The sequence below is a fragment of the Massilia sp. CMS3.1 genome (assembly GCF_051262535.1).
Lineage (GTDB): Bacteria > Pseudomonadota > Gammaproteobacteria > Burkholderiales > Burkholderiaceae_D > Telluria.
Window position 1 is genome coordinate 140,406 of sequence record NZ_JBIMES010000002.1, and the last position, 26,556, is coordinate 166,961.

The 26,556-nt window shown below is 64.5% G+C and carries 23 protein-coding genes and 2 tRNA genes; 13 read left to right on the forward strand and 12 right to left on the reverse strand.

What is annotated here, in order from left to right; all coding sequences use genetic code 11:
- Positions 1-39: 39 nt before the first annotated feature.
- From ACHAC9_RS04260 to ACHAC9_RS04270, 3 genes are all read right to left on the reverse strand, one after another.
- A complete protein-coding gene (locus ACHAC9_RS04260) occupies positions 40-234 on the reverse strand; it encodes a hypothetical protein (RefSeq protein WP_435757474.1) in 195 nt (64 codons plus the stop codon).
- Between the two features lie 71 nt (positions 235-305).
- Entirely contained in the window at positions 306-1,208 is a 903-nt protein-coding gene (gene xerD, locus ACHAC9_RS04265; protein ID WP_435757476.1) for a site-specific tyrosine recombinase XerD, read from the reverse strand.
- Positions 1,181-1,705, reverse strand: coding sequence for a methylated-DNA--[protein]-cysteine S-methyltransferase (locus ACHAC9_RS04270; RefSeq protein ID WP_435757478.1), 525 nt, complete (start codon positions 1,703-1,705; stop codon positions 1,181-1,183). The genes xerD and ACHAC9_RS04270 overlap by 28 nt, the downstream gene beginning before the upstream one ends.
- Positions 1,706-1,830: 125 nt before the next feature.
- On the opposite strand from ACHAC9_RS04270, the gene ACHAC9_RS04275 reads away from it, so the two are divergent.
- Positions 1,831-4,719 carry an EAL domain-containing protein gene (locus ACHAC9_RS04275; protein ID WP_435757480.1) on the forward strand — a complete coding sequence of 963 codons (2,889 nt, stop codon included), beginning with the start codon at positions 1,831-1,833 and terminating at the stop codon, positions 4,717-4,719.
- Positions 4,720-5,029: 310 nt separating this feature from the next.
- Here the strand turns inward: ACHAC9_RS04275 and ACHAC9_RS04280 are convergent, their stop codons facing one another.
- Positions 5,030-6,022: a TRAP transporter substrate-binding protein gene (locus tag ACHAC9_RS04280; RefSeq protein ID WP_435757482.1), complete on the reverse strand. Its 993-nt coding sequence runs from the start codon at positions 6,020-6,022 to the stop codon at positions 5,030-5,032.
- 109 nt (positions 6,023-6,131) lie between these two features.
- Here ACHAC9_RS04280 and ACHAC9_RS04285 point away from each other — a divergent pair, with 109 nt between their 5' ends.
- From ACHAC9_RS04285 to ACHAC9_RS04295, 3 genes are all read left to right on the forward strand, one after another.
- Positions 6,132-8,129, forward strand: coding sequence for a sensor histidine kinase (locus ACHAC9_RS04285; protein WP_435757484.1), 1,998 nt, complete (start codon positions 6,132-6,134; stop codon positions 8,127-8,129).
- 20 nt (positions 8,130-8,149) lie between these two features.
- A complete protein-coding gene (locus tag ACHAC9_RS04290; protein WP_435757486.1) occupies positions 8,150-8,731 on the forward strand; it encodes a response regulator transcription factor in 582 nt (193 codons plus the stop codon).
- 178 nt (positions 8,732-8,909) lie between these two features.
- Positions 8,910-9,239, forward strand: a complete 330-nt coding sequence (locus ACHAC9_RS04295) for a DUF3052 family protein (protein WP_435757488.1) — start codon at positions 8,910-8,912, stop codon at positions 9,237-9,239.
- Here the strand turns inward: ACHAC9_RS04295 and queG are convergent.
- Positions 9,234-10,319: a tRNA epoxyqueuosine(34) reductase QueG gene (gene queG, locus ACHAC9_RS04300; RefSeq protein ID WP_435757490.1), complete on the reverse strand. Its 1,086-nt coding sequence runs from the start codon at positions 10,317-10,319 to the stop codon at positions 9,234-9,236. The two genes, ACHAC9_RS04295 and queG, sit on opposite strands and share 6 nt — an antisense overlap.
- A gap of 61 nt (positions 10,320-10,380) precedes the next feature.
- On the opposite strand from queG, the gene tsaE reads away from it, so the two are divergent.
- The 3 genes from tsaE (at position 10,381) to ACHAC9_RS04315 (ending at position 13,110) form a co-directional block, all read left to right on the forward strand.
- Entirely contained in the window at positions 10,381-10,863 is a 483-nt protein-coding gene (gene tsaE, locus ACHAC9_RS04305; protein WP_435757492.1) for a tRNA (adenosine(37)-N6)-threonylcarbamoyltransferase complex ATPase subunit type 1 TsaE, read from the forward strand.
- A complete protein-coding gene (locus ACHAC9_RS04310) occupies positions 10,863-12,233 on the forward strand; it encodes an N-acetylmuramoyl-L-alanine amidase (protein WP_435757494.1) in 1,371 nt (456 codons plus the stop codon). The genes tsaE and ACHAC9_RS04310 overlap by 1 nt, the downstream gene beginning before the upstream one ends.
- Positions 12,234-12,306: 73 nt before the next feature.
- Positions 12,307-13,110: a D-hexose-6-phosphate mutarotase gene (locus ACHAC9_RS04315; RefSeq protein WP_435757496.1), complete on the forward strand. Its 804-nt coding sequence runs from the start codon at positions 12,307-12,309 to the stop codon at positions 13,108-13,110.
- A gap of 71 nt (positions 13,111-13,181) precedes the next feature.
- Here the strand turns inward: ACHAC9_RS04315 and ACHAC9_RS04320 are convergent, their stop codons facing one another.
- Together ACHAC9_RS04320 and ACHAC9_RS04325 are read right to left on the reverse strand one after the other, a co-directional pair.
- On the reverse strand, positions 13,182-14,348 hold the full coding sequence (locus tag ACHAC9_RS04320; protein WP_435757498.1) for a carbonic anhydrase: 1,167 nt from the start codon (positions 14,346-14,348) through the stop codon (positions 13,182-13,184).
- Between the two features lie 138 nt (positions 14,349-14,486).
- Positions 14,487-15,131, reverse strand: coding sequence for a VTT domain-containing protein (locus ACHAC9_RS04325; protein ID WP_435757500.1), 645 nt, complete (start codon positions 15,129-15,131; stop codon positions 14,487-14,489).
- A 161-nt stretch (positions 15,132-15,292) separates the two neighbouring features.
- On the opposite strand from ACHAC9_RS04325, the gene ACHAC9_RS04330 reads away from it, so the two are divergent.
- The 5 genes from ACHAC9_RS04330 (at position 15,293) to ACHAC9_RS04350 (ending at position 19,420) form a co-directional block, all read left to right on the forward strand.
- Positions 15,293-16,216 carry a peptidylprolyl isomerase gene (locus ACHAC9_RS04330; protein ID WP_435757502.1) on the forward strand — a complete coding sequence of 308 codons (924 nt, stop codon included), beginning with the start codon at positions 15,293-15,295 and terminating at the stop codon, positions 16,214-16,216.
- A gap of 42 nt (positions 16,217-16,258) precedes the next feature.
- Entirely contained in the window at positions 16,259-18,160 is a 1,902-nt protein-coding gene (mutL, locus tag ACHAC9_RS04335) for a DNA mismatch repair endonuclease MutL (protein ID WP_435757504.1), read from the forward strand.
- Complete coding sequence (gene miaA / locus ACHAC9_RS04340) at positions 18,161-19,123, forward strand: tRNA (adenosine(37)-N6)-dimethylallyltransferase MiaA (protein WP_435757506.1); 963 nt, start codon at positions 18,161-18,163, stop codon at positions 19,121-19,123. It abuts the gene before it with no gap.
- Between the two features lie 82 nt (positions 19,124-19,205).
- Positions 19,206-19,282, forward strand: a tRNA-Met gene (locus ACHAC9_RS04345).
- 61 nt (positions 19,283-19,343) lie between these two features.
- A tRNA-Met gene (locus tag ACHAC9_RS04350) sits at positions 19,344-19,420 on the forward strand.
- A gap of 55 nt (positions 19,421-19,475) precedes the next feature.
- Here ACHAC9_RS04350 and ACHAC9_RS04355 read toward each other — a convergent pair.
- The 5 genes from ACHAC9_RS04355 to ACHAC9_RS04375 form a co-directional block, all read right to left on the reverse strand.
- The gene (locus ACHAC9_RS04355) at positions 19,476-19,787 is read right to left on the reverse strand and encodes a putative signal transducing protein (RefSeq protein WP_435757508.1); all 312 of its coding nucleotides are present in this window, start codon (positions 19,785-19,787) and stop codon (positions 19,476-19,478) included.
- Between the two features lie 70 nt (positions 19,788-19,857).
- Complete coding sequence (locus ACHAC9_RS04360; RefSeq protein ID WP_435757510.1) at positions 19,858-21,126, reverse strand: DUF445 domain-containing protein; 1,269 nt, start codon at positions 21,124-21,126, stop codon at positions 19,858-19,860.
- A gap of 35 nt (positions 21,127-21,161) precedes the next feature.
- Entirely contained in the window at positions 21,162-22,313 is a 1,152-nt protein-coding gene (locus ACHAC9_RS04365; protein WP_435757512.1) for a CaiB/BaiF CoA transferase family protein, read from the reverse strand.
- 11 nt (positions 22,314-22,324) lie between these two features.
- Positions 22,325-23,467: an acyl-CoA dehydrogenase family protein gene (locus tag ACHAC9_RS04370; protein WP_435757514.1), complete on the reverse strand. Its 1,143-nt coding sequence runs from the start codon at positions 23,465-23,467 to the stop codon at positions 22,325-22,327.
- Positions 23,468-23,476: 9 nt separating this feature from the next.
- Positions 23,477-24,658: a lipid-transfer protein gene (locus ACHAC9_RS04375; RefSeq protein ID WP_435757516.1), complete on the reverse strand. Its 1,182-nt coding sequence runs from the start codon at positions 24,656-24,658 to the stop codon at positions 23,477-23,479.
- 182 nt (positions 24,659-24,840) lie between these two features.
- On the opposite strand from ACHAC9_RS04375, the gene ybaL reads away from it, so the two are divergent.
- Positions 24,841-26,541: a YbaL family putative K(+) efflux transporter gene (gene ybaL / locus ACHAC9_RS04380; protein WP_435757518.1), complete on the forward strand. Its 1,701-nt coding sequence runs from the start codon at positions 24,841-24,843 to the stop codon at positions 26,539-26,541.
- Positions 26,542-26,556 lie beyond the last annotated feature (15 nt).

The window sequence follows — 26,556 nt, forward strand, 5'->3', positions numbered from 1 at the left end:
GTGCACATTGTCCGCAGGTTACTGGACACATTGACTTTATTACGGCGTCTGCGTCTCCGGCGCATCCGCACTCACTTCGGCCTCGGCTTCTTCTCCCGCCTCCGCCGTCATTTCCTGCCCTTCCCCACCAGGATGGGTTTTTGCTTCTGCTTTGCGCCGGGCTTTTTCTTCCGTCTTGCGCTTCTTTTCCAGTTCCCGTTGCCGCTTCTCGTAACTGAAGTTGGTTTTGGCCATGATCACCTCGTATTTGCTTGGTTAATGTGGTGCGCAGCTATTATGACCCAGTTGCGCTTTCAGCATTTGAATTAACCACGTGGGTGGTGCTGCGCATGCAAGTGTTTCAGGCGCTCGCGCGCAACATGGGTATAGATCTGTGTGGTGGAAATATCCGAGTGTCCCAACAACAATTGCACCACGCGCAAGTCGGCGCCATGGTTCAACAGGTGCGTCGCGAACGCGTGGCGCAGCGTGTGCGGCGACAGCGGCGCGCGAATGCCTGCCTTCAATGCATGTTTCTTGATGACGACCCAGAACATCTGGCGCGTCATCGGCCCGCCCCGGCTGGTGACGAACAGGGCGTCGTCGACCTGGCCATTGAGGATGATGCCGCGCGCATCCTTCAGGTAACGCTCGAGCCAATTCCGGGCCTCGCCCCCAAAGGGGACGAGACGCGTCTTGGCGCCCTTGCCGGTCACCCGCAACACGCCATCATTGAGGCTCAGTTCGACAATTTTCAGCGCCACCAGTTCCGACACCCGCAAGCCGCTCGCATACATGAGCTCCAACATCGTCCGTTCACGCAAGCCGAGCGGCGTCGCGACGTCAGGCGCGCCGAGCAAGGCCTCGACCTGCTCTTCGCTGAGCGTGTGGACGAAGCGCGTCGGCTGGCGCGCGGTGGCCATGTTGAGGCAGGGATCCTGCCCGATCTGGTTCTGGCGCAGCGCCAGCGCATAAAAGCGCTTGAGCACCGACAGCCGCCGGTTCGCCGTGCTGGGCTTGGTGTCGGGATGGCGCTCGGCGAAATAGCCCGCCAGGTCTTCCGGGCCGACGCCGAGCAGGCCGCAACCGGGCCGCTTGCCCTCCAGCCAGCTTGAAAACAGGCGCAGGTCGCGCCGGTAAGCGTCGAGCGAGTTCTTCGCCAGGCCCTGTTCAAGCCAGAGCGTGTCGCAGAACCCGTCGATCAGTCCCAGATCGCTTGCTGCTGCCATGGAGATGCGGTGGCGCCTTCGTGACGCAGCAGCCAGCGCTTGACCGACAAGTGAAAGCCGTTCTCGTCGTCGTGACTGGCAAAGCCGCCGAGGCCGCCGGCAGCGGTCACGCGGTGGCAGGGAATGACGAGCGGAAACCAGTTTGCGCCGCAGGCCTGGCCGACAGCGCGCGGGGCCGAGCCGATGTCCCTGGCGATCTTGCCGTAAGTACGCACTGTGCCGCGCGGAATGGCGCTGATCGCGCTCCAGACGCGTTTCTGGAAAGCGCTGCCGGCCTCGACCAGCGGCAAGTCAAACAGGAAATCCGGATCCGCCAGGTAGCGTTCGACCTGGCGCGCGGCCTGTTCGGCGACGGCATCCTGCGCGTCCTTCTCGTGGAAGCGCGGCTGGAGATAGACCAGCTCGCGCAGCCGGGCGTCCTCGGTGCGGATGCCGATCGCGCCGAACGGGGCCGCCACGATGGCGGAAAACAGCTCGCTGCCTTGTTGTGATGTCATCCACGCAGTTTACTCCTCGGGGGCCGCGGCCACCACCCCCTTTTTTCCACACCGAGCGTGCTCGTGCGTAGCGGCTGTCTCTTCAGAAAAAGATTATGCTGGGTGACATTCCGAAAGAGGATCCCATGCCGCGCGCACACCGCATTCTGGCGCTTCTGTTCCTGCTTGGCTGCCTGGCCCAGGCGGTCGCCGCGCCACCAGCGCCGCTGCGGGTCGGGGTCTATTCGAATGCACCGAAAGTGTTCATGAGCGGGGATGGCAAGGCCTCCGGCATCCTGGTCGACCTGCTGCGCGAAGTGGCCAGCGCCGAACACTGGCAGCTCGAATTCGTCGCCTGCGAATGGCAGGCTTGCATGGATGCGCTGGCGGCGGGCCGGATCGACCTGTTGCCCGACATGGCCTGGTCCGAAGAACGCGCGCGCACCTACGCATTCCACCGGGTGCCGGCGCTGCACAGCTGGTCGCAGATCTATGCGCGGCCGGGCAACAAGATCCGTTCCCTGCTCGACCTGAAAGGCCGCCGTATCGCGGTGCTGGGCGGCTCGGTGCAGGCCCTCGTGCTCCCGAACCTACTGGCCGGCTATGGCGCCGTGCTGGTGCCGGTGGTGTCGCTCGAACGCGCGTTTGCCCTGGTTGCCGACGGCCAGGCCGATGCCGTGACCGCCAGCCACTATTTCGGCGAAGCCGAAGCCGGCAAGCACCATCTGGCGGCCACGCCGATCGTGTTCAACCCGGCGCGCCTGTTCTACGCCGCCATGCCCGGGCGCCAGCAGGTGGCGCTCGACGCCATCGACCGCCGCCTGACGCTCTGGCGCGCGGATCCGAACTCGGTGTATTTCAGTACGCTGCGCCGCTGGCAGGGCGGAAATCCGTCTGCGGCGGTGCCATCGTCGCTGCTGTGGGTATTGGCCGCCACGGTCGGCCTGCTGCTGTCGGCGCTGGCCGTGGCGAGCTGGCTGCGCACCGAGGTCGCGCTGCGCACGCGCGAGCTGCGCGACAACGAAAGCAAACTCGCGACCATCCTCGACAGCGTCGATAGCCTCATCTACATCAAGGATGCGCAGTCGCGCTACCAGTACGTGAACGGCGCCATGTGCCGGCTCCTGAACCGGCCGGCGAATGCCATCATCGGCCAGACCGACGAGGTCCTGTTCGGGCTTGAACAGGCGAAGATGACGCGTGCCGGCGACCTCGCCGTCATCGACGAGCACCAGCGCTTCGTGTCCGAGGAACGCATCGGCGACAAGGTCTATCTCACCACCAAGATCCCGCTCGTGCGCGGCGAGGAAGTGACGCAGCTGTGCGGCATCACGACCGACATCACGCCGCACAAGCAGGCCGAGGAATCGCAGCGCATTGCCGCCATCGTGTTCCAGTCGGGCGAAGGCATGTGCGTGCTCGGTCCGGATGCCGTGATCATCGAGGCGAACCAGGCCTGGGGCGTGCTCGATGGCCGCAAGGCCGAAGCACTTCCCGGCACGCCCTTCCCCCATTTCTCGCTGGAGCTCGAGGACGACGACTATCGCAACCGCATGTGGAACATCGTGCGCCACAAGCACACCTGGCAAGGCGAAGTCTGGATGCAAGGCCAGGGCGGCGGACGCTATCCGGCCTGGCTGACCATCAGCGCAGTACGCGACGCCGACGGCGTGCTGACCAACTTCGTCTGCACCCAGTCCGATATCAGCGCGCGCAAGCAGGCCGACGAGAAGATCATCCAGCTGGCCTATTACGACCCGCTGACCGCGCTCCCGAACCGGCGCCTGCTGTACGACCGGATCGGCCACTGCCTCGGCCAGCATGGCCGTCAGCGCCGGGTCGGCGCCCTGCTGTTCCTCGACATGGACAATTTTAAAGACCTCAACGACAGCCGCGGCCACGTGGTCGGCGACCACCTGCTGCAACAGGTCGCGGCGCGCCTGCTGGCCTGCGCGCGCGACACCGACACCGTGGCGCGCCTGGGCGGCGACGAATTCGTGATCCTGCTCGAATCGATCGGCGCCGACGAGGCCGAGGCACAGCAGCATGCCGAGACCGTGGGCGAGAAGATCCTCACCGCCCTGCGCGACCCGTTCGAGGTTGGCGGCGCCGTGCACCACGCCAGCTGCAGCCTCGGCATCGCGCTCTGCACCGGCGAGGAAGGCAGCCTCGATGACCTGATGCGGCGCGGCGACCTGGCGATGTACGAAGCCAAGCGCCAGGGCCGCAACACGCTGCGCTTCTTCCACCCCACGATGGAACTCGAAGTCACGCACCGCACCGCGATCGAAACCGAATTGCGCGCCGCGCTCTTGCACTCGCAGTTCGTGCTGCACTACCAGGGGCAGGTCGACGGCGACGGCATCATGACCGGGGCCGAGGCGCTGGTGCGCTGGCAGCATCCGACGCGCGGTCTGGTCGCGCCGAGCGGCTTCATCGGCATTGCCGAAACCTCCGGGCTGATCCTGCCGCTCGGACGCTGGGTGCTGCGCACCGCCTGCGACCAGCTGGCGCTGTGGGCCGCGTCGCCGGCCACGGCCCACTTCAGCCTGGCCGTGAACGTCAGCGTGCGCCAGTTCCTGCAACCCGACTTTGTCGAAGAGACGCTCGCCATCGTGGCGGCCAGCGGCGCCGATCCAGCGCGCCTGAAACTGGAGCTGACCGAGACCGTGATGATCGAAGGCGTCGAAGAGACGATCGGCAAGATGCGCGCCCTGCGCGAACACGGCATCTGCTTCTCGCTCGACGACTTCGGCACCGGGTATTCGTCGCTGAGCTACCTGAAGCGGCTGCCGCTCGACCAGCTGAAAATCGACCAGAGTTTCGTGCGCGATGTGCTGATCGACCCGAACGACGCCTCGATCGCGCGCAGCGTCGTGGCGCTCGGCAAATCGCTGGGATTGAAGATCATTGCCGAAGGGGTCGAAACCGAGGCCCAGCGCAGGTTCCTGGCGGGGATCGGGTGCGATCACTGGCAGGGGTATCTGTTCAGCCGGCCGGTGGATGCGAGGACGCTCGAGGAGCTAGCCGCGTAGGCAAAAAAAAAAGCGCACCCAAAGGTGCGCTTCAATCATCAGGCACGTCCCGGCCGTTTGGTTGTACCAACGGCTTCTGTCGAACGTGTGTCTCCTCTCATGATCTCCGGTATGGACTACCGTATTTTTCTGCCCTCCCCAAGACTGTGTCCTGGTTGCCTGCACCGCTTTGGTGCCGCAGCGCCCAATCATAACGCAACTGTCCAACAGAGAATAGTTTTTTATATACGGTTTTCAAAAACCGAACACGGACGAGGTTTGGCAGCCACAGGCAGGGTATTGACTGCCAACGCTACTGACCGGCGCGTCATTATTTTTTTGCCGTTTCGCGGGCAATCGCATCGATCAATTCCTTGCCGATGCGGTGCTCCATCTGGCGGTGCACCGGCAGCAGGGCCGCGCGCCACTGCGCATGTTGCTGCGGCGTCAGGTAGTAGACCGTGGTTTTTCCCGCCTTGCGGATCGATGCCAGAGCGCGGTCGTTGTCGCGCTGGGCGATCGTCTTCTCGAACGCCGTGGTCTCGACCATCGCGCGCTCGAGCGCCGCGCGCACGTCGCCGGGCAGCCCGTCCCAGAACTTGCGGTTGACGATCACCGCATAGCCCAGGTAGCCGTGGTGCGACACCGTGACGTGCCGCTGCACCTCGTGCATGCGCTGGGTGTACATGTTCGAGGGCGGATTTTCGGTGCCGTCGACCACGCCCGTCTCCAGCGCCTGGTAGGCCTCGGAAAACGCCATCACCTGGGGCCGGGCGCCGAGCGCGCGCATTTGGGCGTCGAGCACGGTCGAGGACTGGATGCGCATGCGCAGGCCGCGAAAGTCCGCCGGCACGTGCAGCGGGCGATTCGCCGACATCAGCTTGAAGCCATTGTCCCAGTAGGCAAGGCCCGTGATGCCTTTCGATTGCAGCTTGCGCAGCAGGTCGCGTCCGATCGGGCCTTCGGTGACGGCATACAAGGCCGCCTTCGAAGGGAAGATATACGGCAAATCGAAAGCTTCGAATTCCTTCACGCCGAGCGGGCCGAATTTGGCCAGCGACGGCGCCAGCATTTGCACCGCGCCCAGCTGCAGGGCTTCAAGCTCTTCCTTGTCCTTGTAGAGCTGGCTGTTCGGATACACTTCCACCTTGACGCGCCCGCGCGTGAATTGTTCGGCGAGCAGCTTGAAGCGCTCGGCCGCTTGCCCCTTCGGGGTGTCGGGCGCGACCACGTGGCTGAACTTGATGACGATCGGGGCTTGCGCCCAGGCGCTGCCCAAGGAGGCGATGAGGATTAGCGCGGCGGCCAGGAGTTTGATGGTCATGCGTCAATGAATAATGATGAAATGAGTGGGCAGGGAACCGCAGACCGCAGTTGCATTGCCGCTACAGAAGTTCACAATAGCATCGCACAGGAAAACCTTCCACCTCCCCATGAAAAACCCGTTCTCGCTGCGCCGCCGCGCCAACCTGGCCCGCCCCTGGCGCTGGCTGGTGCCGGTCTTGCTGGTGCTGCTGTTTCTCGCCGTCCTGTTCTGGCTGCCCTGGCAAGCGCGCCAGATGGAGAGCAATGAGCGTCAGGAGCAATTGATTGCTGACACGCTGTGGGTCGAGCAGACGCTGCGCTTCGAGCTGGCGCGCAGCGAGGAAGCGCTGGCCACGCTCGGCACCGACCTGGTCGGCAAGCCGCCGGCACCAACGGTCTTGCAGGCGCGCCTGGCGCAACTGTTCAAGAACGGCCCCGAGCTGCGCCGCGTGCTGTGGCTCGGCCCTGACGGTGACGTACTGGCGCGCCATGGCACCGACCTGCCGGCCGGCACGTCCGTACCAAGCCAGGGCGAAACCCGGGAGATGGCGCGCCTGACCCGCGTTGGCCGTTACACCGAGCCCTACGGCGCCACCGCTCACCTGCCGGGCATGCTCGACTACTATCTACCGCTGTACCGTGACGGCACCTATGCCGGCAGCCTGCTCGCCACCTACAGCCTGAAGGTGCTGCTCGACGAAACCGTCCCCTGGTGGTTCGCCCAGGACAATGCCCTCGCCCTGCTCGACCGCAACGACATGCCGGTGGCGGCGCGCGCCGATGGCGGTCCGGGACGCGGCATCTACACGCACCGCCGCCCGCTCGACTTGCCGGGCGCTTCGATCGTGCTGGCGACCGACAGCGTCAAGAATGCGCCGCGCCTGCTGCCGAATTTGCTGGTCGGCTCGGTGATCGTGCTGGCGCTGGGTTTGCTGCTCAGCCTGGTGACGCTGTGGCGCCACATTTCGCGCACGCTGGCCGCAGAAAGCGCACTGCGCCAACAAATGGCGTTTCGCACGGCGATGGAAAATTCCCTCATCACGGGCTTGCGTGCGCGCGACCTCGAGGGCCGGGTTACCTATGTCAACAAGGCCTTCTGCACGATGGTGGGCTTGCCGCCGGAAGAGCTGGTCGGCAAGAAGCCGCCCATGCCCTACTGGGCGCCGGAAGTGCGCGGCGACTACGAGGAGCGCTTCGCCGGCGTGCTGGCCGGCACCATTACGCCCCAGTTCGAAACCGTGTTCCAGCGCTCGGACGGCGTGCGGGTGCCGGTGCTGGTGTTCGAGGCGCCGCTGGTCGACAGCCGCGGCGACCAGACCGGCTGGATGAGTTCGATCCTCGACATCACCGACCGCAAGAAGGCCGAGGAACTCAATCGCCAGCAGCAGGAAAAACTCGAAGCCAGTGCGCGCCTGGCGACGATGGGCGAAATTTCGTCGATGCTGGCGCACGAGCTGAACCAGCCGCTGGCAGCGATTTCGAGTTACACGGCCGGCGCCCTGAACGTGCTCGAGCGCGCGGACAAGGCCGTGCCGTTCGAGCCAACCTCGCTGCGGCGCGCGCTGGAGCAAGCCCGCCAGCAAGCCCAGCGCGCCGGCCAGATCATCAAGAGCGTGCACGAGTTCGTCAAGAAGAGCGAGCCGCACCGCGAACCGGTGGCGATCCGCGACGTCATCGAAGGCGTGCGCGCGCTGATCGAACTGCAGGCGCGCCAATCGTATGTGGTGCTGCAACTGGATTTGCCGGCGCAATTGCCGCCGGTGCTGGCCGACCGCGTCATGCTCGAACAAGTGCTGCTGAACCTGACGCGCAACGGCATCGAAGCGATGGCCGGGGTGCCGCCCGAGGGGCGCATCCTGGAGATTGCAGCCAGCGCCGACGCGGCCCGGGTAGCGGTCTCGGTGATCGACCACGGCCACGGCATCGCGCCGGATGTGGCCGAACGCCTGTTTTCTCCCTTCTTCTCGACCAAGGCCGAAGGCATGGGCATGGGCCTGTCGATCTGCCGCACGGCGATCGAATTCCATGGCGGCACCTTGACCCATGCGCCGAACCCGGGCGGCGGCACCGTCTTCACCTTCAGCCTGCCGCGCCCCGCCACGGGCGGCCCCGCCGAGCTACAATAAGACCTATACAGGAGACCCGCATGCTGCATATCGTCGACGACGAAGACGTGATCCGCGACGCCCTCGCGTGGCTGGCACAGTCGCGCGGGCTCGCGGTGCGCGGCCATGCGGGCGGCCAGGCCTTTCTCGACAGCGTAGGCGCGCCGGACAACGACGGCGACTGCGTGCTGTTAGATGTGCGCATGCCCGACATGAACGGCATCGCCGTGTTCGACCAGCTGATCCAACGCGGCTGGCTGGCACGCATGCCCGTCATCTTCCTCACCGGCCACGGCGACGTGCCGATGGCGGTTGATTCGCTCAAGCGCGGCGCGTTTGACTTCTTCGAAAAACCTTTTAACGACAACGACCTGATGGACCGCGTCGACCAGGCCCTGGTGGCGTCGCGCGCGGCGGCCAGCGCGGCGCAGGTGCAGGCACGGCTGGCTACCCTGTCGGTGCGCGAACGCGAAGTGCTCGATTTGATTTTGGCCGGCAAGATGAACAAGGTCGTGGCGGATGAGCTGGGAATCAGCATGCGCACGGTCGAGGTCCATCGGGCGCATATTTTTGACAAGATGCAGGTCAAGACGGCGGTGGAGTTGGCGGGCTTGTTGAAGTAAAGCCCCACAGGCAACAGCCCCACCCCGCCCGAACGGGAGCACGCCTTTTCGCCGTTCGCTTGTAAAATCAATGTGAACGCGTCGCCGCCTGCGTCCCCGCGACGTCAACTTCTTGAAGGGAAAGCAGATGAACGACAAGACAGTTGCAGACAGGATGTTTTTGCGCAACGCGAAAGCGATGCAAATCATCAATGGCGGAGTGCACCCGACGGTCGTATCGCAATTTCCGCAAGCGCTGATCCAGGAAGGCGATGGGCCCTTCGACGTGATCATGATGTTTTGCATGAACCGCAAGGACCTCGAGCAATACCTGCCGCAGGCCAAGGAACGGCTTGGCGACAAGGGCTCGCTCTGGATCGCTTACCTGAAGCAGACGGCCTCGAAAGCGACTGATATCAATCGCGACTCGATCGACGAGTTTCTGAAGGAAAACGGTATCACAGCCGTGGCGATGATCTCGATCGATGGCGACTGGTCGGCCATGCGCGCGAAACGCATCGAGCTATGATTGGTGGCGGGCCAACGCCCACTCGACATGTTCGCGCACCAGCGCGGACGGGTGTTCTGCGCGCGCCCGTAAGGCCGCCACGATGAGCGGGTCGCCGCTGCGCCCGTCTGCGGCATTGCCCAGTCCCACCGCCAGATTGCGCAGCCAGCGTTCGTGGCCAATGCGCCGGATCGGACTGCCTTCCATGCGGCGGTTGAATTCTTCCTCTTCCCAGGCAAACAAGTCCACCAGGTTCGATTCGCCCAGGCTATTACGTTCATCGAAGTCCGGCACCGTCGCGCGCTGGGCGAATTTGTTCCAGGGGCAGGCCAGCTGGCAATCGTCACAGCCATAGATGCGGTTGCCAATGAGCGGACGCAGCTCGACCGGAATGCTGCCTTTCAATTCGATCGTCAGGTAGGAAATGCAGCGCCGCGCATCGAGCCGCCCCGGGGCGAGGATGGCTTGCGTCGGGCACAGGTCGATGCAGTTGCTGCAGGCGCCGCAGTGATTCGAGGTCGGCGCATCGACCGGCAACGGCAAATCGACCAGGATTTCGCCAATAAAAAAGGTCGAGCCGGCGTCGCGCGAGAGCAGCAGCGTGTGCTTGCCGCGCCAGCCCAGGCCCGCTTTTTCCGCCAGCGGCAATTCCATCACCGGCGCCGAATCGGTGAACACCCGGTAGCCGTATTCGCCGATCTCGGCTTTTACGCGCTCGGCCAGTTGCGCCAGGCGGTGGCGCAGCACCTTGTGATAATCGCGGCCGCGCGCATACAGCGAGACCACTGCCGCGCCCGGATCGAGCTGGCGTACCGCTTCGCGTGCGCGCCAGTCCTCGCCAGTGGCCGGCAAATAATCCATGCGCGCCACGATCGCACGCACCGTGCCGGGCACCAGTTCGGCCGGCCGGGCGCGCTTCATGCCGTGGCTTGCCATATAATCCATCTCGCCGTGGTGGCCCGCCGCCAGCCAGGCGCGCAAGCCTTCCTCGGCGTGCGCGAGGTCGACGTCGGCAATGCGCAGGTCGGCAAAGCCGAGTTCGCGCCCCCAGGCCTTGATGGCGCGGGTAAGTTCCTGCAGGTCGGGGAGGTCGATGGACATTCAATGGGGCAGTAAGAAATTACGGCGTGCATGCGCGCCGCCAATCAAGACATTTTAATTGATGCAGCAATTCACAGCCTACCTGCCGGACGAATCGGCGACCCTCGCACTCGGCGCCGCGCTGGCGCGCGCCGTCGTGCCCGGCCTCGTCATCTACCTGCACGGCGACCTCGGCGCCGGCAAGACCGCGCTCACGCGCGCGCTGCTGCGCGCTTGCGGCTACCAGGGCACCGTCAAAAGCCCGACCTATACCCTGTCCGAACCGTACCGGGTAACACGCAATGGCGAGTTTGTGAACGTCATCCACTACGACCTGTACCGCATGTCGAGCCCGGAAGAATTCCTGGACGCCGGGTTTCGCGAAGACTTCGACGGCAAGAACATCTGCATCGTCGAGTGGCCCGAAAAAGGCGAGCCAGTGTTGCCGCCACCCGACGTCCGCGTATCGCTGAGCGTCAGCGGTCTCGGCCGTGCTGTAGAATTGCAGGCGTTGTCCCACCAGGGCTTGCTATGTCTCGACCGCCTTTCCTTCCCGCCCCGCTGATGTCCCGCACCCGCCGCCGTACCGTGCTCAAAGCCGGCGGTACGCTGCTGCTGTCGGTGTTCACCCCGCTGCCCGCGCACGCCGCCCAGATCCTGGCCGTGCGCGTCTGGCCGGCCGACGACTACACGCGCGTCACACTGGAAAACGACACCAACCTGAAGGCCGAGCACTTCCTGGTGCCCGATCCGCCACGCCTGGTGGTCGACATCGACGGCCTGGTGCTGAACGACACCCTGAAGGGCCTGGTCGCCAAGATCGAGTCGAACGACCCGTACATCAAGCAGGTGCGCGTCGGCCAGAACCGCCCGAACGTGGTGCGCCTGGTGTTCGACCTGAAGGAAGAAATCAAGCCGCAGGTGTTCACCTTGGCGCCCGTGGCCGAGTATAAACACCGGCTGATCTTCGACCTGTATCCGATCCGTGAGGCCGACCCGATCGCCGCCCTGATCGAAAAAGGCGAATGGTCGCCCGGCGACGGCACGGCCACCGCGGTGCCGGCGGTGCCGAGCCCGTCGGCGCAGCCCGTTGCGCCTGAACCGGTGGCGCGCATGGAAGCGGAAATCGCCGCCATGAGCGGCAATGCCGCGCCGCGCGTGACAGCGCCGGCGCCGGTGCCGCTACCGCCCGCAGTCAAGCCCGCGCTCCCCGCCAACAACGTGGTACGGATGGTGACGATCGCGCTCGATCCCGGCCACGGCGGCGAAGACCCGGGCGCGATCGGCCCGAGCGGCACGCGCGAAAAGGACATCGTGCTGGCGGTGGCGAAAAAACTCAAAGCGCGCCTGGAAGCCTTACCCAACACGCGCGTCATGCTCACGCGCGACGGCGACTATTTCGTCCCGCTCGGCACGCGTGTGGAAAAGGCGAGAAAAGTACAGGCCGACCTGTTCGTCTCGATCCACGCCGACGCGTTCATCGAGGCGCGCGCACGCGGCTCCTCGGTCTTCGTATTGAGCGAAAAAGGCGCCAGTTCGACGGCGGCGCGCTGGCTGGCGACCGACCAGAACAAGGCCGACATGATCGGCGGCGTAAACCTCGCACGCCACGACCGCCAGCTGGCCAGCGTCCTGTTCGACCTGTCGACGACGGCCCAGATCAACGACAGCCTGAAACTCGGCAAGGCCGTGCTGGGCGAGATCGGCGGCATCAACCGGCTGCACAAGGCGGCCGTCGAGCAAGCCGGATTCGCCGTGCTCAAAGCCCCGGACATTCCGTCGATCCTGGTCGAGACGGCGTTCATTTCGAATCCGGAAGAGGAAGCCAAGCTGAAGGACGAGGGTTACCAGGACCAGCTGGCCAATGCCATCACCAAGGGCATCAAGCGCTACTTTGCGGCGAATCCGCCGATGGCGAAGAGCCGGATAAGCTGACAGTCGATCTGGCGTGCAATCTGCCTCGGCGGGCATGGCATACTAGCCGGCCCATCTTCAAACCCTTTCCGACATGCGCCATTCCGCCGCCGCCATCTCCACCACCTTCGGCCAGCTGCCATCGCTGCTGCTCACCGCACCCGATGGCGCGCAGGCCAGCATCACGCTGTATGGCGCGCACCTGATCTCCTGGCGCGGCGCCGATGGGCGCGAGCGGCTGTTCTGCAGTGCGAAGTCGGCGCTCGACGGCACCAGGGCGATCCGCGGCGGCGTGCCGGTCATTTTTCCGCAGTTCGCCGAACGCGGCGCCGGCATGCGCCATGGTTTTGCGCGCGTAAGCAACTGGCGCGTGACGGGCACCGGCCTTGACGCCGGCTGGGCCTTTGCCGTCCTGGCGCTGGCGCCTTCGGATGTGGCATCGGAGCACGCGCAGGCCTGGCCGCACGGCTTCGAGCTGACCCTGCGCGTGGCGATCCGCGCCAACGAACTGACGATGCGCTTCGAGGTGACCAATACCGGCGACGCGCCCTTCCCGTTCGCGGCGGCGCTGCATACCTATTTCCTGGTCGACGACATCGCCGGCATCCGCATCCTGGGTGTCGAGCGTGAGGAACTGGCGATCGACGATCAATTCGACCGCGTGTACGAGGACGCCGAGCCGTGCCTTGCCATGGTCGACGGGGGTGTCGTGCTGACGCTGCGCCAGCAAGGGTTCAAGGATGCGGTCGTGTGGAACCCGGGCGCCGCGGATGCGGCGGCGCTGGCGGACATGGGGGATGAGGAGTATCGGCGCTTCGTGTGTATCGAGCCGGCCTTGTTGAATGGGCCGACGCTGCAGCCGGGAGAGCGTTGGCACGGGGAATATCGCGTCAGTTGATCGTTAGCGTGGCGCGAAGCCCGCGTCGATATCAACGTAACATCAAAAAGCCGGCGATGCCGGCTTTTCCTTTATTGCGATTCCTTGATCATCCGCCCTTCGCTCGCCTGCACCGGCCGCGCATTGAGCGGGTACAGGCGCGAGAACACGGCCATCTGCGCCGGGGATGCCGTCATTGGCTGCTTCATCACCAGCCACAGGACGTTCTCGGTGCAGGGCGGCTCGGTCAGCGAACCCATGTAGGTGTAGTACTCGCGCCGGTTCGGCAGCATCTCGAGCGGATCGAGTTCCAGGCCCGGCGAACCGAGTTGCCCCTTCTCGAACGGGATGTTGTTCCACACGATCTGGATCACGTCGTTGCCCTTGCCGCGCTCGAGCAGCACGGCTACCACCGCCAGCCTGCCGCCACTGCCGCGGTGCACGAGGTGGATCACCATTTCGGTGCCCTTGCCGTTGATGCGCTCTTCGGACGGACGGTGGAAGTGGAACTGGACCAGTTCGTAGCGCTCGGCGCCCAGGTGCATGACATTGCCGCCGGCGACATTCACCTGCACCGTGTGGCCGTTGTCGATCTCGGTAAACGTCGAAGGACGGTAATCGAAGTCGATCTCGTCGAGATTGACCTTCATGCCGTCGCGGATATCGATCGGCGACTGGCGGCTGCCCTTGCCGCACTGGGCCCAGGCCGGGTTGATCTTGCCCCAGTTTTCCGGGCCGAATTCGCCATCGTAATCCCACTGGTGGCTGATCTTCGGCGCCGCCGCGATGGCGACTTCCTTCTTGCGTTTCGCCGCCGCTGCCTTGCGCGCTTTCGCAGCGGCGGCCACGCGCGCAGCCTGCTTGGCGCGCATCTCGGCCAGGCGCTCGGCGATCTTGACCGACAGGTCGATCTGGGCGTCGTCATCGGGTGCCGAGACCGCTGCGGCGACCTTGTCGGCGGTGGCGGCACTGGCCTTGGCCGGCTTTTCGACGAGCGACTTGTCGATCAACGGCTTTTCGATCAGGGGCGCGGGCAACTTGACGGCCTTTTCAAGCTTCTCGGGTTGCTCTGCAACCGGCTTGGCGGCAACCGGCTTGTCGACGACCTTGGCCGGCTTGGCCAGCTCGGCCGCCAGCTTGGCGGTATCGGCAGTTTTCTTGGCGGCTTCCGGCGCCGGCTTGGCGGCGGGGATGGGGTCGGCGGCGCTTGCGCCGAGCATGACGATACTGCAGGCAAACAGGGCAATCAGGTTACGCATGGGGGTGGGGGAAAGTGAACTCACTCCTGCTTAACGACGCTTCCCTGCGGAAACTTGAGCACTTCGATGCAATCTCAACGCAAAAGCGCCGCAACATGGCGGCGCGCTGGTCGATCGGACAAGAAGCTTGTCTTCGCGTTATCGGCTGAGCATCTTGCGCCCGAACTTGTACAAGCCGCCGAGCGCGAGCGGCACCAGCGCCAGGCTTACGCCAACGATGACGATTTCCGTCAAGTGGTTGCGCACGATGGGAATGTTGCCGAAGAAGTAGCCGGCAGTTACCAGGCTGGCTACCCACAGCACGGCGCCGGTGACGTTGAAGAGCTGGAAGCGCCAGTGGGTCATGTCCGACACGCCGGCCACGAACGGGGCGAAGGTGCGCACCACCGGCACGAAACGCGCCAGGATAATGGTCTTGCCGCCATGCTTTTCGAAAAAATCGTGGGTGCGGTGCAGCGCGTCCTTGTTGAGCCAGCGATAGTTATGGGTAAACATGCGCTGGCCGACGGCTTCGCCGATGTAGTAATTCAGGGTGTTGCCGCTCACCGCAGCAATGATGAGCAGCGCCATCAATAGTGGATAGCTCATCTGGCCGGTCGCGCAAAAGGCACCGGCGATGAACAGCAAGGTGTCGCCCGGGAAGAAAAACATAACCACCAGGCCCGTTTCCAAAAACACTATCGCGAACAGGACGATGTAGACATAGGTGCCGTACTCGGCCAGCAGCATGCCCAGCGTCTTATCGACATGAAGAATCATGTCGAAAAATTGCATCAGATCCATAATTTTCCTAAACGGTAACGGCGAATGATACCACCAGTCAGTTTGCCCCCCATGCTTGGAAGACAAGGCCGGAAACGGATTTTAAGGCAGTGTTAAGTTTTACAGGCAGGGTGAAAATCGCGATTACAATTACTCAACATTAATAACAAGCGGAGCCGGAGATGAAGCTAGTCCAGATCGCAGTACAGGCAAGTGTGGCACTGGCCGTGCTGGGGAGCAGCGCTGTGCAGGCGGCCGCGCCCAAAAAGGAGTTGGCGCCGAAACCGAGCGTGGCCGATGTCGTCAAGGAATCGACAGCGTCCGACTGGCGCGCGCTCGATCCGGAGAACACGCTCTACATGGACTTGCCAAGCGGACGCGTTGTGATCGAACTGGCGCCCACCTTCGCCCCGAACCACGCGCTCAACATCAAGGCGCTGGCGCGCGAGAACTATTTCGATGGCCTCGTCATCCTGCGGTCGCAAGACAATTTCGTCGTCCAGTGGGGCGACCCGGACGAAAAAAATCCACGCCCCGTCAAGAAGGCCAAGGAAAAGCTGAAAGGCGAATTCACCGTGCCGATGAAGAACGACACCGGCTTCACACGCCTGAAGGATGTGGACGGCTACGCGCCGCAGGTGGGCCACTCGAACGGCTTCCCGGTCGGACGCGATCCCAAAGCGGGCGAAACCTGGCTCGCCCACTGCTACGCGATGGTCGGCGTGGGGCGCGACGCCGACGCCGACAGCGGCGGCGGCACGGCCCTGTACGTCGTCACCGGCCAGGCGCCTCGCCAGCTGGATCGCAACATCACCGTGGTCGGGCGCGTCGTGTCCGGCATGCCGCTGCTCTCGACCGTGGCGCGCGGCCCGGCGCCGATGGGCTTTTTCGACAAGCCGGAGATGCAGGTGCCGATCAAGGCCTTGCGCGTCGCGGCCGACGTGCCGGAGCTTGAACGCAGCAAATTCGAGGTGATGCGTACCGAGAGCGCCACCTTCCAGAAAGTGGTCGAGGCCCAGCGCAACCGCGGCGGCCCGTGGACCAAGGTCGCGCTTGGCCACATCGACTTGTGCGCGGCGCCGATTCCGGTGCGCGAGCAGAAATAAGCGTGCCGCGAAAGGGTGAAGACACGGGGTTATAATCGCGGCATGAACGCGCCCGTCCCCACCCACCGCCCCATTTTGCAGCTGAACGACCAGCTGATCTCGCAGATCGCCGCCGGCGAGGTGGTCGAACGGCCCTCGGCGGTCGTCAAGGAGCTGCTCGAGAACGCACTCGACGCGGGCGCGACCCAGGTCACGATCCGGCTCGAGGAAGGCGGCGTCAAGCGCATCGCCATTACCGACAACGGCCGCGGCATTGCACCCGACCAGCTGCCGCTCGCGCTGGCGCGCCATGCGACCTCGAAAATCGCCTCGCTGACCGAACTGGAACATGTCGCGACCCTGGGTTTCCGGGGCGAGGCGCTGGCCTCGATCGCGTCGGTGGCGGCGGTGTCGATCACGTCGCGCACGCTTGATGCGCCACACGCCTGGGAAATCGTCGGCTCGCATCTGGGGACTGTGGCGCCCTCGTCCGGCCCTTGCGGCACCACGATCGACGTGCAAGACCTGTACTTCAATACGCCGGCGCGCCGCAAATTCCTGAAAAGCGAACAGACGGAGTATGGCCACTGCGCCGAGGTCGTGCGCCGCATCGCGCTGTCGCGGCCGGACGTCTCGTTCAGCCTGACACATAACGGGCGCACGATCGACCACTGGAACGTGTGCGAGATGGCCAAGAGAAGCAGCCAGATCCTGGGCAGCGACTTTGCCGAGGCGCGCCTGGCCATCGACGAAGCCGCCGGCCCCTTGCGCCTGCACGGCTATGCCGGCTTGCCGACGGCGTCGAAGGCGCGCGCCGACGGCCAGTTTTTCTATGTGAACGGGCGTTATGTGCGCGACAAGCTGCTGGTGCACGCGGTGCGCGCGGCTTACCAGGACGTGCTGCACGGCGACCGTTTCCCGTCCTATGTGCTGGCGCTCGACCTCGATCCGGCGCTGGTCGACGTCAACGTCCACCCCTCGAAGATCGAAGTGCGCTTCCGCGACAGCCGCGCGGTGCACCAGTTCGTGTTCCACGCGGTGCAGCGCGCACTGGCCGCCACTTCGGCCACGGCGCACGGCAGCGTGCCGGCGCCGATTACCGCCGCCGGAATCACGACATCGGGCGGTTCCGACTGGCGCCGGCCGCACGAGCAGACTGGATTCGGCACGCAGCTCAATGAGTCCCCCTCACAGACTTTCTCGCCCTCGCCCTTCGCGCCGGGGAGCCGCTGGGACGCGCCTGAACAGGCAGGTGTCGCGCAGAGCACGGCGAACTACGGCGCGCTGTTTGCCGATGGCGCGGCGCGGCCGGCGGCATCGACCGCAGTCATGCCCATGCCCGCGCCCTCGAGCGGTCCCAGCAACGACGACTTCCCGCTCGGCTTCGCGCTGGCCCAACTGCACGGCATCTACATCCTGGCGCAGAACACCCGCGGCCTGGTACTGGTCGACATGCACGCCGCGCACGAGCGCATCCTGTACGAGCAGCTGAAAAACGCGCTCGACGCCCGGGTCGATGGCCAGGACATGCAGGTGCAGTCGCTGCTGATCCCGGTGACCTTCTTTGCGGACGCGATCGAAGTGGCCACCGCGAACGACCACCAGGACACGTTGACAGCGCTCGGCTTCGACATCGCGGCCCTGTCGCCGACGACGCTCGCCGTGCGCGCGGTGCCGACGCTGCTGAAAAACGCCGACGCCCAGACCCTGGCGCGCGACGTGCTGCGCGACGTGCGCGAGTTCGGCGGCTCGCGCGTGCTGATCGAACGGCGCAACGAATTGCTCGGCACCCTCGCCTGCCACACGGCCGTGCGCGCGAACCGCATCCTGAGCAATCCCGAAATGAACGCGCTGCTGCGCCAGATGGAGAGCACCGAGCGCGCCGACCAGTGCAACCACGGGCGCCCGACCTGGGTCCAGCTCGACATCTCGGCGCTCGACAAACTCTTCCTGCGCGGCCAGTAAATGACAAACGAAGCAAACAACGCCAAGCCTAGGGCGGTGGCGATCATGGGCCCGACCGCGTCGGGCAAGACGGCCGCCGCCCTGGCGATTGCACGCGCGATCCCAAGCGAGATCATCTCGGTCGACTCCGCGCTTGTGTATCGCGAAATGGACATCGGCACCGCGAAGCCGACGCTTGATGAACTGGCGAGCGCGCCGCACCACCTGATCGACATCATCGATCCGCTGGACGCCTATTCGGTCATGCAGTTCCGCAATGACACCCTGCGCCTGGTGGCCGAGATCAGCGCACGCGGCAAGCTGCCGCTGCTGGTCGGCGGCACGATGATGTACTTCAAGGGGCTGACCGACGGCCTGGATGACCTGCCCACTGCCGACGCAGGCGTGCGCGCCGCGCTCGACGCACAAGCCGCGCGCATCGGCTGGCCCGGCATGCATGCGAAACTCCAGGCGCTCGATCCCGTCACCGCCGCGCGCCTGGCGCCTGCCGACGCCCAGCGCATCAACCGCGCTCTCGAGATCATCGAATTGACCGGCAAACCGATGTCGGCACTGCTGGCGCTGCGCGCCAAGCCCGAGCTGCCCTTCGAGCTCGTCTCGTTCGCCCTCGAACCTGGCGACCGGAGTGTGCTGCACAAACGGATCGCGCTGCGTTTCGATGCGATGCTGGGCGACTCCGACGACGAAGGGATCGTCGCCGAAGTGGCGCGCCTGCGCGCACGGGGCGACTTATCGCCAAATTTGCCGTCGATGCGCTGCGTCGGCTACCGCCAGAGCTGGGAGTATTTGGATGGCAAAATCGACCGCGCGGCGCTGCGCGAAACGGGCATCATCGCCACGCGCCAGCTCGCCAAACGCCAGATCACCTGGCTGCGCGCGATGCCGGACCGGATCGTCATCGACTGCCTCGGGCGTGATCCGGCGGGCCAGATGCTGGCGCACTTGAACGGCTTGCCAAGTTAGCAGCGCCGCGACAAACCGCGGTTGCTCGACGTACACAGCCTTGACACAACGCGCTGCGCCTTGGATAATAGCGTTCTCTTTTGGTGATATAGCTCAGTTGGTTAGAGCACAGCACTCATAATGCTGGGGTCGGTGGTTCAAGTCCACCTATCACCACCACAGAATTTCAGGCAAATGGCCTGGCTCATGCGAGTCGGGCCATTTTGCTGTATAGGGTTTCGGTGATATAGCTCAGTTGGTTAGAGCACAGCACTCATAATGCTGGGGTCGGTGGTTCAAGTCCACCTATCACCACCAGGATGGTTCAACGATCAAAAAAGCCACCGCTTCGCGAGAACCGGTGGCTTTTTTTCTATCCGACGTCGCTATCTTCATCGAGCGCGAATTCGCCGCGCTTGAATGCCTCCATCACCGACTGCGCCTGCTGCACGAACGAGGCCGGCACCAGGATGCGCACCCCGCCCAATGCCGGCGCCAACAGCAAATCGGCCTGCATCAAATGGGCGTCGGCCAGTACCGCCGGTATGCCGGACGCTTCCAGGCAGCCCTGCATCAGCGTCGCTTCCATGGGAATCAGGTAGCGCGCCACGATGAACAGATCGCGCCCCGGAATCGCTTCGATATCGGGATGGGCTGCAAGCCATGCGTTCAGTGCCTGTTCCATGATGCTTCCTCTTGGACGGATGAGCCGATAGTACGCTTTGCCCTTCGAATTCGACGCCCGCCTGAACGCGTCAACGCAATATGCCCGGCAGGGACGACAGCAGGTACAGGATCACGCCGATCAGCCCGCCAACAATCGTTCCATTTATGCGAATAAATTGTAAATCCTTGCCGATATTCAGTTCGATTTGTTCTGACATTTCGGCGCTGTCCCAGTGTTTCACCGTGTCGGCGATATGCCGGGTCAGGTAGACGGCGAACTCGGGCGCCGCGGCGCGCGCAGCCAGTTCCAGGTTGTCGTTCAGCGACTGACGCAGTTGCGGGTCCTCGGCCAGGGTTTTGCCGAGCCAGGCGCCGGTTGCCGCCAGACGCCGGCGCAGGGTCGAGTCTTCGCTGTCCAGGTCCTTTTTGAGCCAGGCCTTCAAATCGCCCCACAGCGATTTCAGGTAATTGTTGAGCGTGTCGTCGTGCAGCAGATAAGTTTTGATTTCTTCGCTTTTTTGCGAAAACTGCGGATCGTTTTTCAGCCGCTCGATGAATTCGGCGGTAAACACGTCGAAGCGCGCGCGCAGCGGATGCGCGGGGTCGGCCGCGACCTTGTTCAGGATGCCGGACGCGAGACGCACCGCGATATCGGCGCCCTTGCGGCCGATGAGTTCCGAAGGCAGCATCTTTTCGATGAAGGCATATTCTTCCCTCAGCCAGTCGACGATGCCTTGCGAGATATAGGATTGCGTGTCGCCGTTATCCAGCAATTGCGCCAACTGGTGAATGCCTTCATTGAGCAGTTCCTGGTGCCGCCCACCCTTGGTCAGACTTTCCAGGATGGTGCCGGCCGATTTCGACAGGTCGACGCTGCCGACCATCGTGTGCACGGCTTTTCGCAGAAAATTCTGGATCGCCGATTCGTCGGTGAAGTCGAGTATCCAGCTCGCTACCTTCACCAGGTAGCCGCCCATCTGATCGGTATTCGCGGGTTTCACCAGCCAGTCGGCGACTTTCTGCGCCGGGTCGTGTTTCTGGATCAGCTTGAGAATCGATTCGGTATCGAGGAATTTCTCGCGCACGAACAGCGCCAGGTTGTCCGCAATCTTGGCCTTGTTGTTCGGGATGATATTCGTGTGGCGCGAGACGATTGGAATCGGCACCCGCTTGAACAGCGCGACCACGGCGAACCAGTCGGCCAGGGCGCCGACCATCGCCGCTTCGGCAAAGGCTTTTAACAGGCCCGTCCACCAGGACGGAGGCAGGAAGAAACTCAGGACGAACAGCAGCGCCGCGCCGATGAAAAACCCCAGCGCGAGCCGTTTCGAGTTGTCGAGTTCAAGTTGCTTGGTCATGGCGCTCACGGTAGCTCATCGTTACCGTGAGCATCCTATATGACCCCGGTAGATTTCAGCGATTCGATTGCCTCGATCGACCAACCCCAGTCCGCGAGGATGTCGGCGCTGTGCTGCCCCGGCGTGGCTGCGGCCTGCCCTGCTTCCGATTCGGTGCGGCTGAAACGCGGCGCCGGCGCCGGCTGGGTCACGCCGTCGATCTCGATAAACGCGCCGCGTGCCTGGTTGTGCGGGTGCAGCGGCGCTTCCGCCATGTCGAGCACGGGTGCGACGCAGGCGTCGGTTCCCTCCAACAGCGCGCACCATTCGTCACGGGTTTTGGTGGCGAACAGCGCCGCGAATTTCGCTTTCAGCTCGGGCCAGCGCTTCTGGCTCCACTGTTTCTGGAACGCGGGGTCGACGGCGCCGGAAAGCGCCAGCAACTGGGCGTAGAACTGCGGCTCGATCGCACCCACCGACAGGAATTTGCCATCAAGGCAGGCATAGGTGTCGTAGAACGGCGCGCCGCCATCGAGCATGTTCGCTTCGCGTTTGTCGTTCCACGAACCGAAGGCGCGCAGGCCGTACATCATCGCGCCCAGCAGTGCCGAACCGTCGGTCATGGCGGCGTCGACCACCTGGCCTTTGCCCGATGTGCGCGCTTCCAGCGCGGCGCAGACGACGCCGAAGGCCAGCATCATGGCGCCGCCGCCGAAGTCGCCGACCAGGTTCAGGGGCGGGCTTGGGGGCGAATCGTCGCGGCCCATCGCATGCAGCATGCCGGACAGGGCAATGTAGTTCAGGTCGTGGCCGGCGCTCTGGGCCAGCGGGCCGTGCTGGCCCCAGCCGGTGATGCGCCCGAAGACCAGCCTGGGATTGCGTGCGTGGCAGGCGTCGGGGCCGAGGCCGAGGCGCTCCATCACGCCGGGGCGAAAGCCCTCGATGATGATGTCGGCTTGCGCCACCAAGGCCAGCACGACCTCGCGTGCGTCGGGATGTTTCAGGTCGAGCGCGAGCGAGCGGCGGCCGCGCGCCATGACGTCGAATTTCGTGCCCAGCATCGGGAACGGGTTGTCGGCGCCGGGCTTGGTCTTGCGGTCGATGCGGATGACCTCGGCGCCCATGTCGGCCAGCATCATGGCGGCAAAGGGGCAAGGACCGAGGCCGACCATTTCGATGATTTTGATTCCGGTGAGGGGTCCGGGCATGAAGCTATCCTTTACAACGATCTGGCGATGATTTCTTTCATGATCTCGTTGGCGCCGCCGTAGATGCGCTGGACCCTGGCGTCGACGTACATCTGGGCGATCGGGTATTCGAGCATGTAGCCGTAGCCCCCAAAAAGCTGCACGCACTGGTCGACGACCTTGCACTGCAAATCCGAGATCCAGTACTTCGCCATCGAGGCGCGCACCGTGTCCATGCGCCCCGCCAGCATGTCTTCGATGCAGCGGTCGATGAAGATGCGCGCGACCGTCGCTTCGGTCTTGATTTCAGCCAGCACGAAGCGCGTGTTCTGCATCTCGATCAGGGCCTGGCCGAAGGCGCGGCGCTCCTTCGTGTGTTCGACGGTGAGCCTTAAGGCGCGCTCGATCGCCGCCACGCCGGCCACGCCGATGATGGTGCGTTCATAGGGCAGCTCGGTCATCAGCTGCATGAAGCCCCTGCCCTCGCCGCCGCCGAGAATACCGTCGAAGGCCACGTGGGCGTCGTCGAAAAACAGCTCGCAGGTGTCTTGCCCCTTCTGACCGACTTTCTCGAGGATGCGCCCGACCCGATAGCCCGGGTTGTCGCGGGTTTCGACCAACATCAGCGAGATGCCTTTCGCGCCGCCCGCCGGGTCGGTTTTCGCCACCACCAGCACCAGGTCGGCCAGGTAGCCGTTCGAAATAAAGGTTTTCGAGCCGTTGACGCGGTAGCCGTCATCGCCCTTCACGGCGGTGGTGCGGATACCTTTCAGGTCGGAGCCGGCACCCGGTTCCGACATCGCAATCGCCGCGATCATCTCGCCGCTGGCCAGTTTGGGCAGGTAGCGCTGTTTCTGTTCTTCGCTGCCTTGGTTGAGCAGGTAGTGGGCGACGATCGCATGCACGTGCAAACCGAAGGCCATGTCGCCGGCGTAGCCGAGTTCCTCGAAGACGATGGCCATGTGGGCGAAATCGCCGCCCGAACCGCCGTATTCTTCGGGGATGTCGGCCGCCAGCAGGCCCATCTCGCCGGCTTTGGTCCACAGTTCGCGGTCGACGTGCTGCTGGTGACGCCAGCGTTCGCCGTGCAGGGCGACTTCGCTGGCGACGAAACGGCGCACGGCGTCACGGAAGCTTTCCAGTTCCGGATTCATCCAGGAGGGTGTCATGTCCATCCTGTCTCCTTACGCCGCACGATACATGGTGACCACGCAGGCGCCGCCCAGGCCCAGGTTGTGCTGCAGGGCCGTCCGCGCACCCTCGACCTGGCGCGCGCCGGCGCTGCCGCGCAGCTGGTGGGTCAGTTCAAAACATTGTGCCAGGCCCGTGGCACCCAGCGGGTGGCCTTTGGAGAGCAAGCCGCCCGACGGATTCGTGACGACCTTGCCGCCGTAGGTATTGTCGCCATCGCGGATGAATTTGTCCGCGCCGCCTTCCGGGCACAGGCCGAGCGCCTCGTAAGTAATCAGCTCGTTGTGCGCGAAGCAGTCGTGCAGCTCGATCACGTCCAGCTCGTCCGGGCCAATGCCGGATTGCTGATACACCTTGTCCGCGGCCTCGCGACTCATCTCGTAGCCGACCAGGCGCATCATGTCGTTCGCCTCGAACGTGCTGGCGCGGTCGGTCGTCATCGCTTGCGCGGCGATGAACACGTCGGCGCGCAGGCCGTGCTTTTTGGCGAATGCTTCCGAGACCAGCACCGCGGCAGCGGCGCCGCAGGTCGGCGGGCAAGCCATCAGGCGCGTCATCACGCCGGGCCAGATCATCGGTGCGTCGAGCACGTCCTGGGCCGTGACTTCCTTCCTGAACAGCGCCAGCGGATTGTTCACCGCGTGGCGGCTGGCCTTGGCGCGGATTTGCGCAAATGCTTCCAGGGGCGTGCCGTGCTTTTCCATGTGCGCCAGACCCGCGCCGCCGAAATAGCGCAGCGCCAGCGGGATCTCGGGTTTGCCGACCAGGCGGTCGGTGACGGCATCGAAGTCGTCGAACGGTGCCGGGCGGTCGGTAAAGACGGAACCGAGCGCGCCTGGGCTCATCTGCTCGAAGCCGAGCACCAGCACGCACTCGGCCGCGCCGCTGGCGATCGCCTGGCGCGCCAGGAACAGGGCCGTCGAGCCGGTCGAGCAGTTGTTGTTGACGTTGACGATCGGGATGCCGGTCATGCCGACGCCATACAGCGCCTTCTGGCCGCAGGTCGAGTCGCCGTACACGTAGCCGACATAGGCCTGTTCGATGTCGCCGTAGTCGACACCGGCGTCCTGCAGCGCGGCGCGGGTGGCCTCGCCGGCCATCAGGTGGTAGGGCGCGCTGGCGCCCGGCTTGGCGAACGGGATCATGCCGACGCCCGTGACGAATACCTTGTTCATGCTGTCTCCTGTTTGTGCGTTTGTGGCCCTCAGTATCTGCTGGCGGCCTTTATCGAATCGATTATAGCCAGCCAATGGCGGTGCGAGCCAGGCAGAGAGCCGAGGTAGTCCTCTATTTTCCGGGGGTGTCGTCTACGTCACTTATACTGGTGTGATTCCACCTTGATAAGGAACGGTCCTGCATGCATCACGAATTTACCCTGATCACCACCATCGCCGCCGCCCTCGGGTTCGGCCTGATCTTCGGCATGCTTGCCGTGCGCCTGAAACTGCCGGCGCTGGTCGGCTACCTGGCTGCCGGCATCGTCATCGGCCCTGCCACACCGGGGTTCGTGGCCGACGTCGGGCTGGCTTCGCAACTGGCCGAGATCGGGGTAATGCTGCTGATGTTCGGGGTGGGACTGCACTTCTCGCTGCGTGACTTGCTCGATGTGCGGAGAATCGCCCTGCCCGGCGCCATCCTGCAGATCGCGGTCGCCACCGCGATGGGTATCGGCATGGCGCACTTGTGGGGATGGAGCCTGGGTGCGGGCCTGGTGTTCGGGCTGGCGCTGTCGGTGGCCAGCACGGTGGTGCTGCTGCGCGCCCTCGAAAGCCTCGGGATCCTCGACTCGATGAACGGCCGCATCGCGGTCGGCTGGCTGGTGGTGGAAGACCTGGTGACGGTGCTGGTGCTGGTGCTGCTGCCGGCACTCGCCGGCCCCCTCGGCGGTAAAGGGGCCGGCGGCGACACCTCGCTGTGGCTGGCGATTGGCAAGACACTGCTGCAGGTCGGCGCCTTCATCGCCTTCATGCTCATTGTCGGGCGCAAGCTCTTTCCCTGGTTCTTGTGGAAGGTCGCGAAAACGGCCTCGCGCGAACTGTTTACGCTGGCCGTCATCGCTGCCGCGGTCGGCATCGCCTATGGTTCGTCCGAGCTGTTCGGCGTGTCGTTCGCGCTGGGCGCCTTCTTCGCCGGCATGGTGCTGCGCGAGTCGGACCTCTCCCACCGCGCCGCCGAAGAGTCGCTGCCGCTGCGCGACGCGTTCTCGGTGCTGTTCTTCGTCTCGGTCGGCATGCTGTTCGATCCGATGGTGCTGGTCGAGAGCCCCTTGAAGGTGCTGGCGGTGGTGGCCGTCATCATCTTCGGCAAGTCGATCGCGGCCATGGCGCTGGTGCTCGCCTTGCGCTATCCGCTGAACACGGCCATTACGGTCTCGGCCAGCCTGGCGCAGATCGGCGAGTTCTCGTTCATCCTGGCCGCACTCGGCATTTCGCTGGAGCTGATGCCGAAGGAAGGGCAAAGCCTGATCCTGGCCGGCGCCATCATCTCGATCGCGGTGAACCCACTGCTGTTCAAGGCGATCGAGCCGCTGCAGCGCTGGCTGCGGGCGAATTCGGATGCCGTGCGCAAGCTCGAATCCTCGCCCGATCCGCTGGCCGAACTGCCGATGACGGTGCCGCACGAGCGCCTCACCGGCCAGGTCGTGCTGGTCGGTTACGGCCGCGTCGGACGCCGCATCGCCGACGAACTGACGGCGCAAGGCGTGCACTTCGTCGTCGCCGAACAGAACCGCGAGCTGGTCGAGATGCTGCGCCGCCAGGACCAGCCGGCGGTGGTGGGCAATGCCGCGGAACCTGCGGTGCTGATCCAGGCCCACATTGCGCGCGCGGCGGTGCTGGTGATCGCCACACCCGACACCTTCCATGTACGCACGATGGTCGAAACGGCGAAAATGCTCAATCCGGCCATTCGCTGCGTGGTGCGTACGCATAACGAGGAGGAAGCGGAGCTGTTGCGCAAGGAGACGGGCGGCAAGGTCTTCCTCGGCGAGCAGGAGCTGGCCGGGAGCATGATGCGCTATGTGATGGAGACGCTAGAAAAGAAGGAACACGCGCACTGAGGGGTCCTTGCAAAA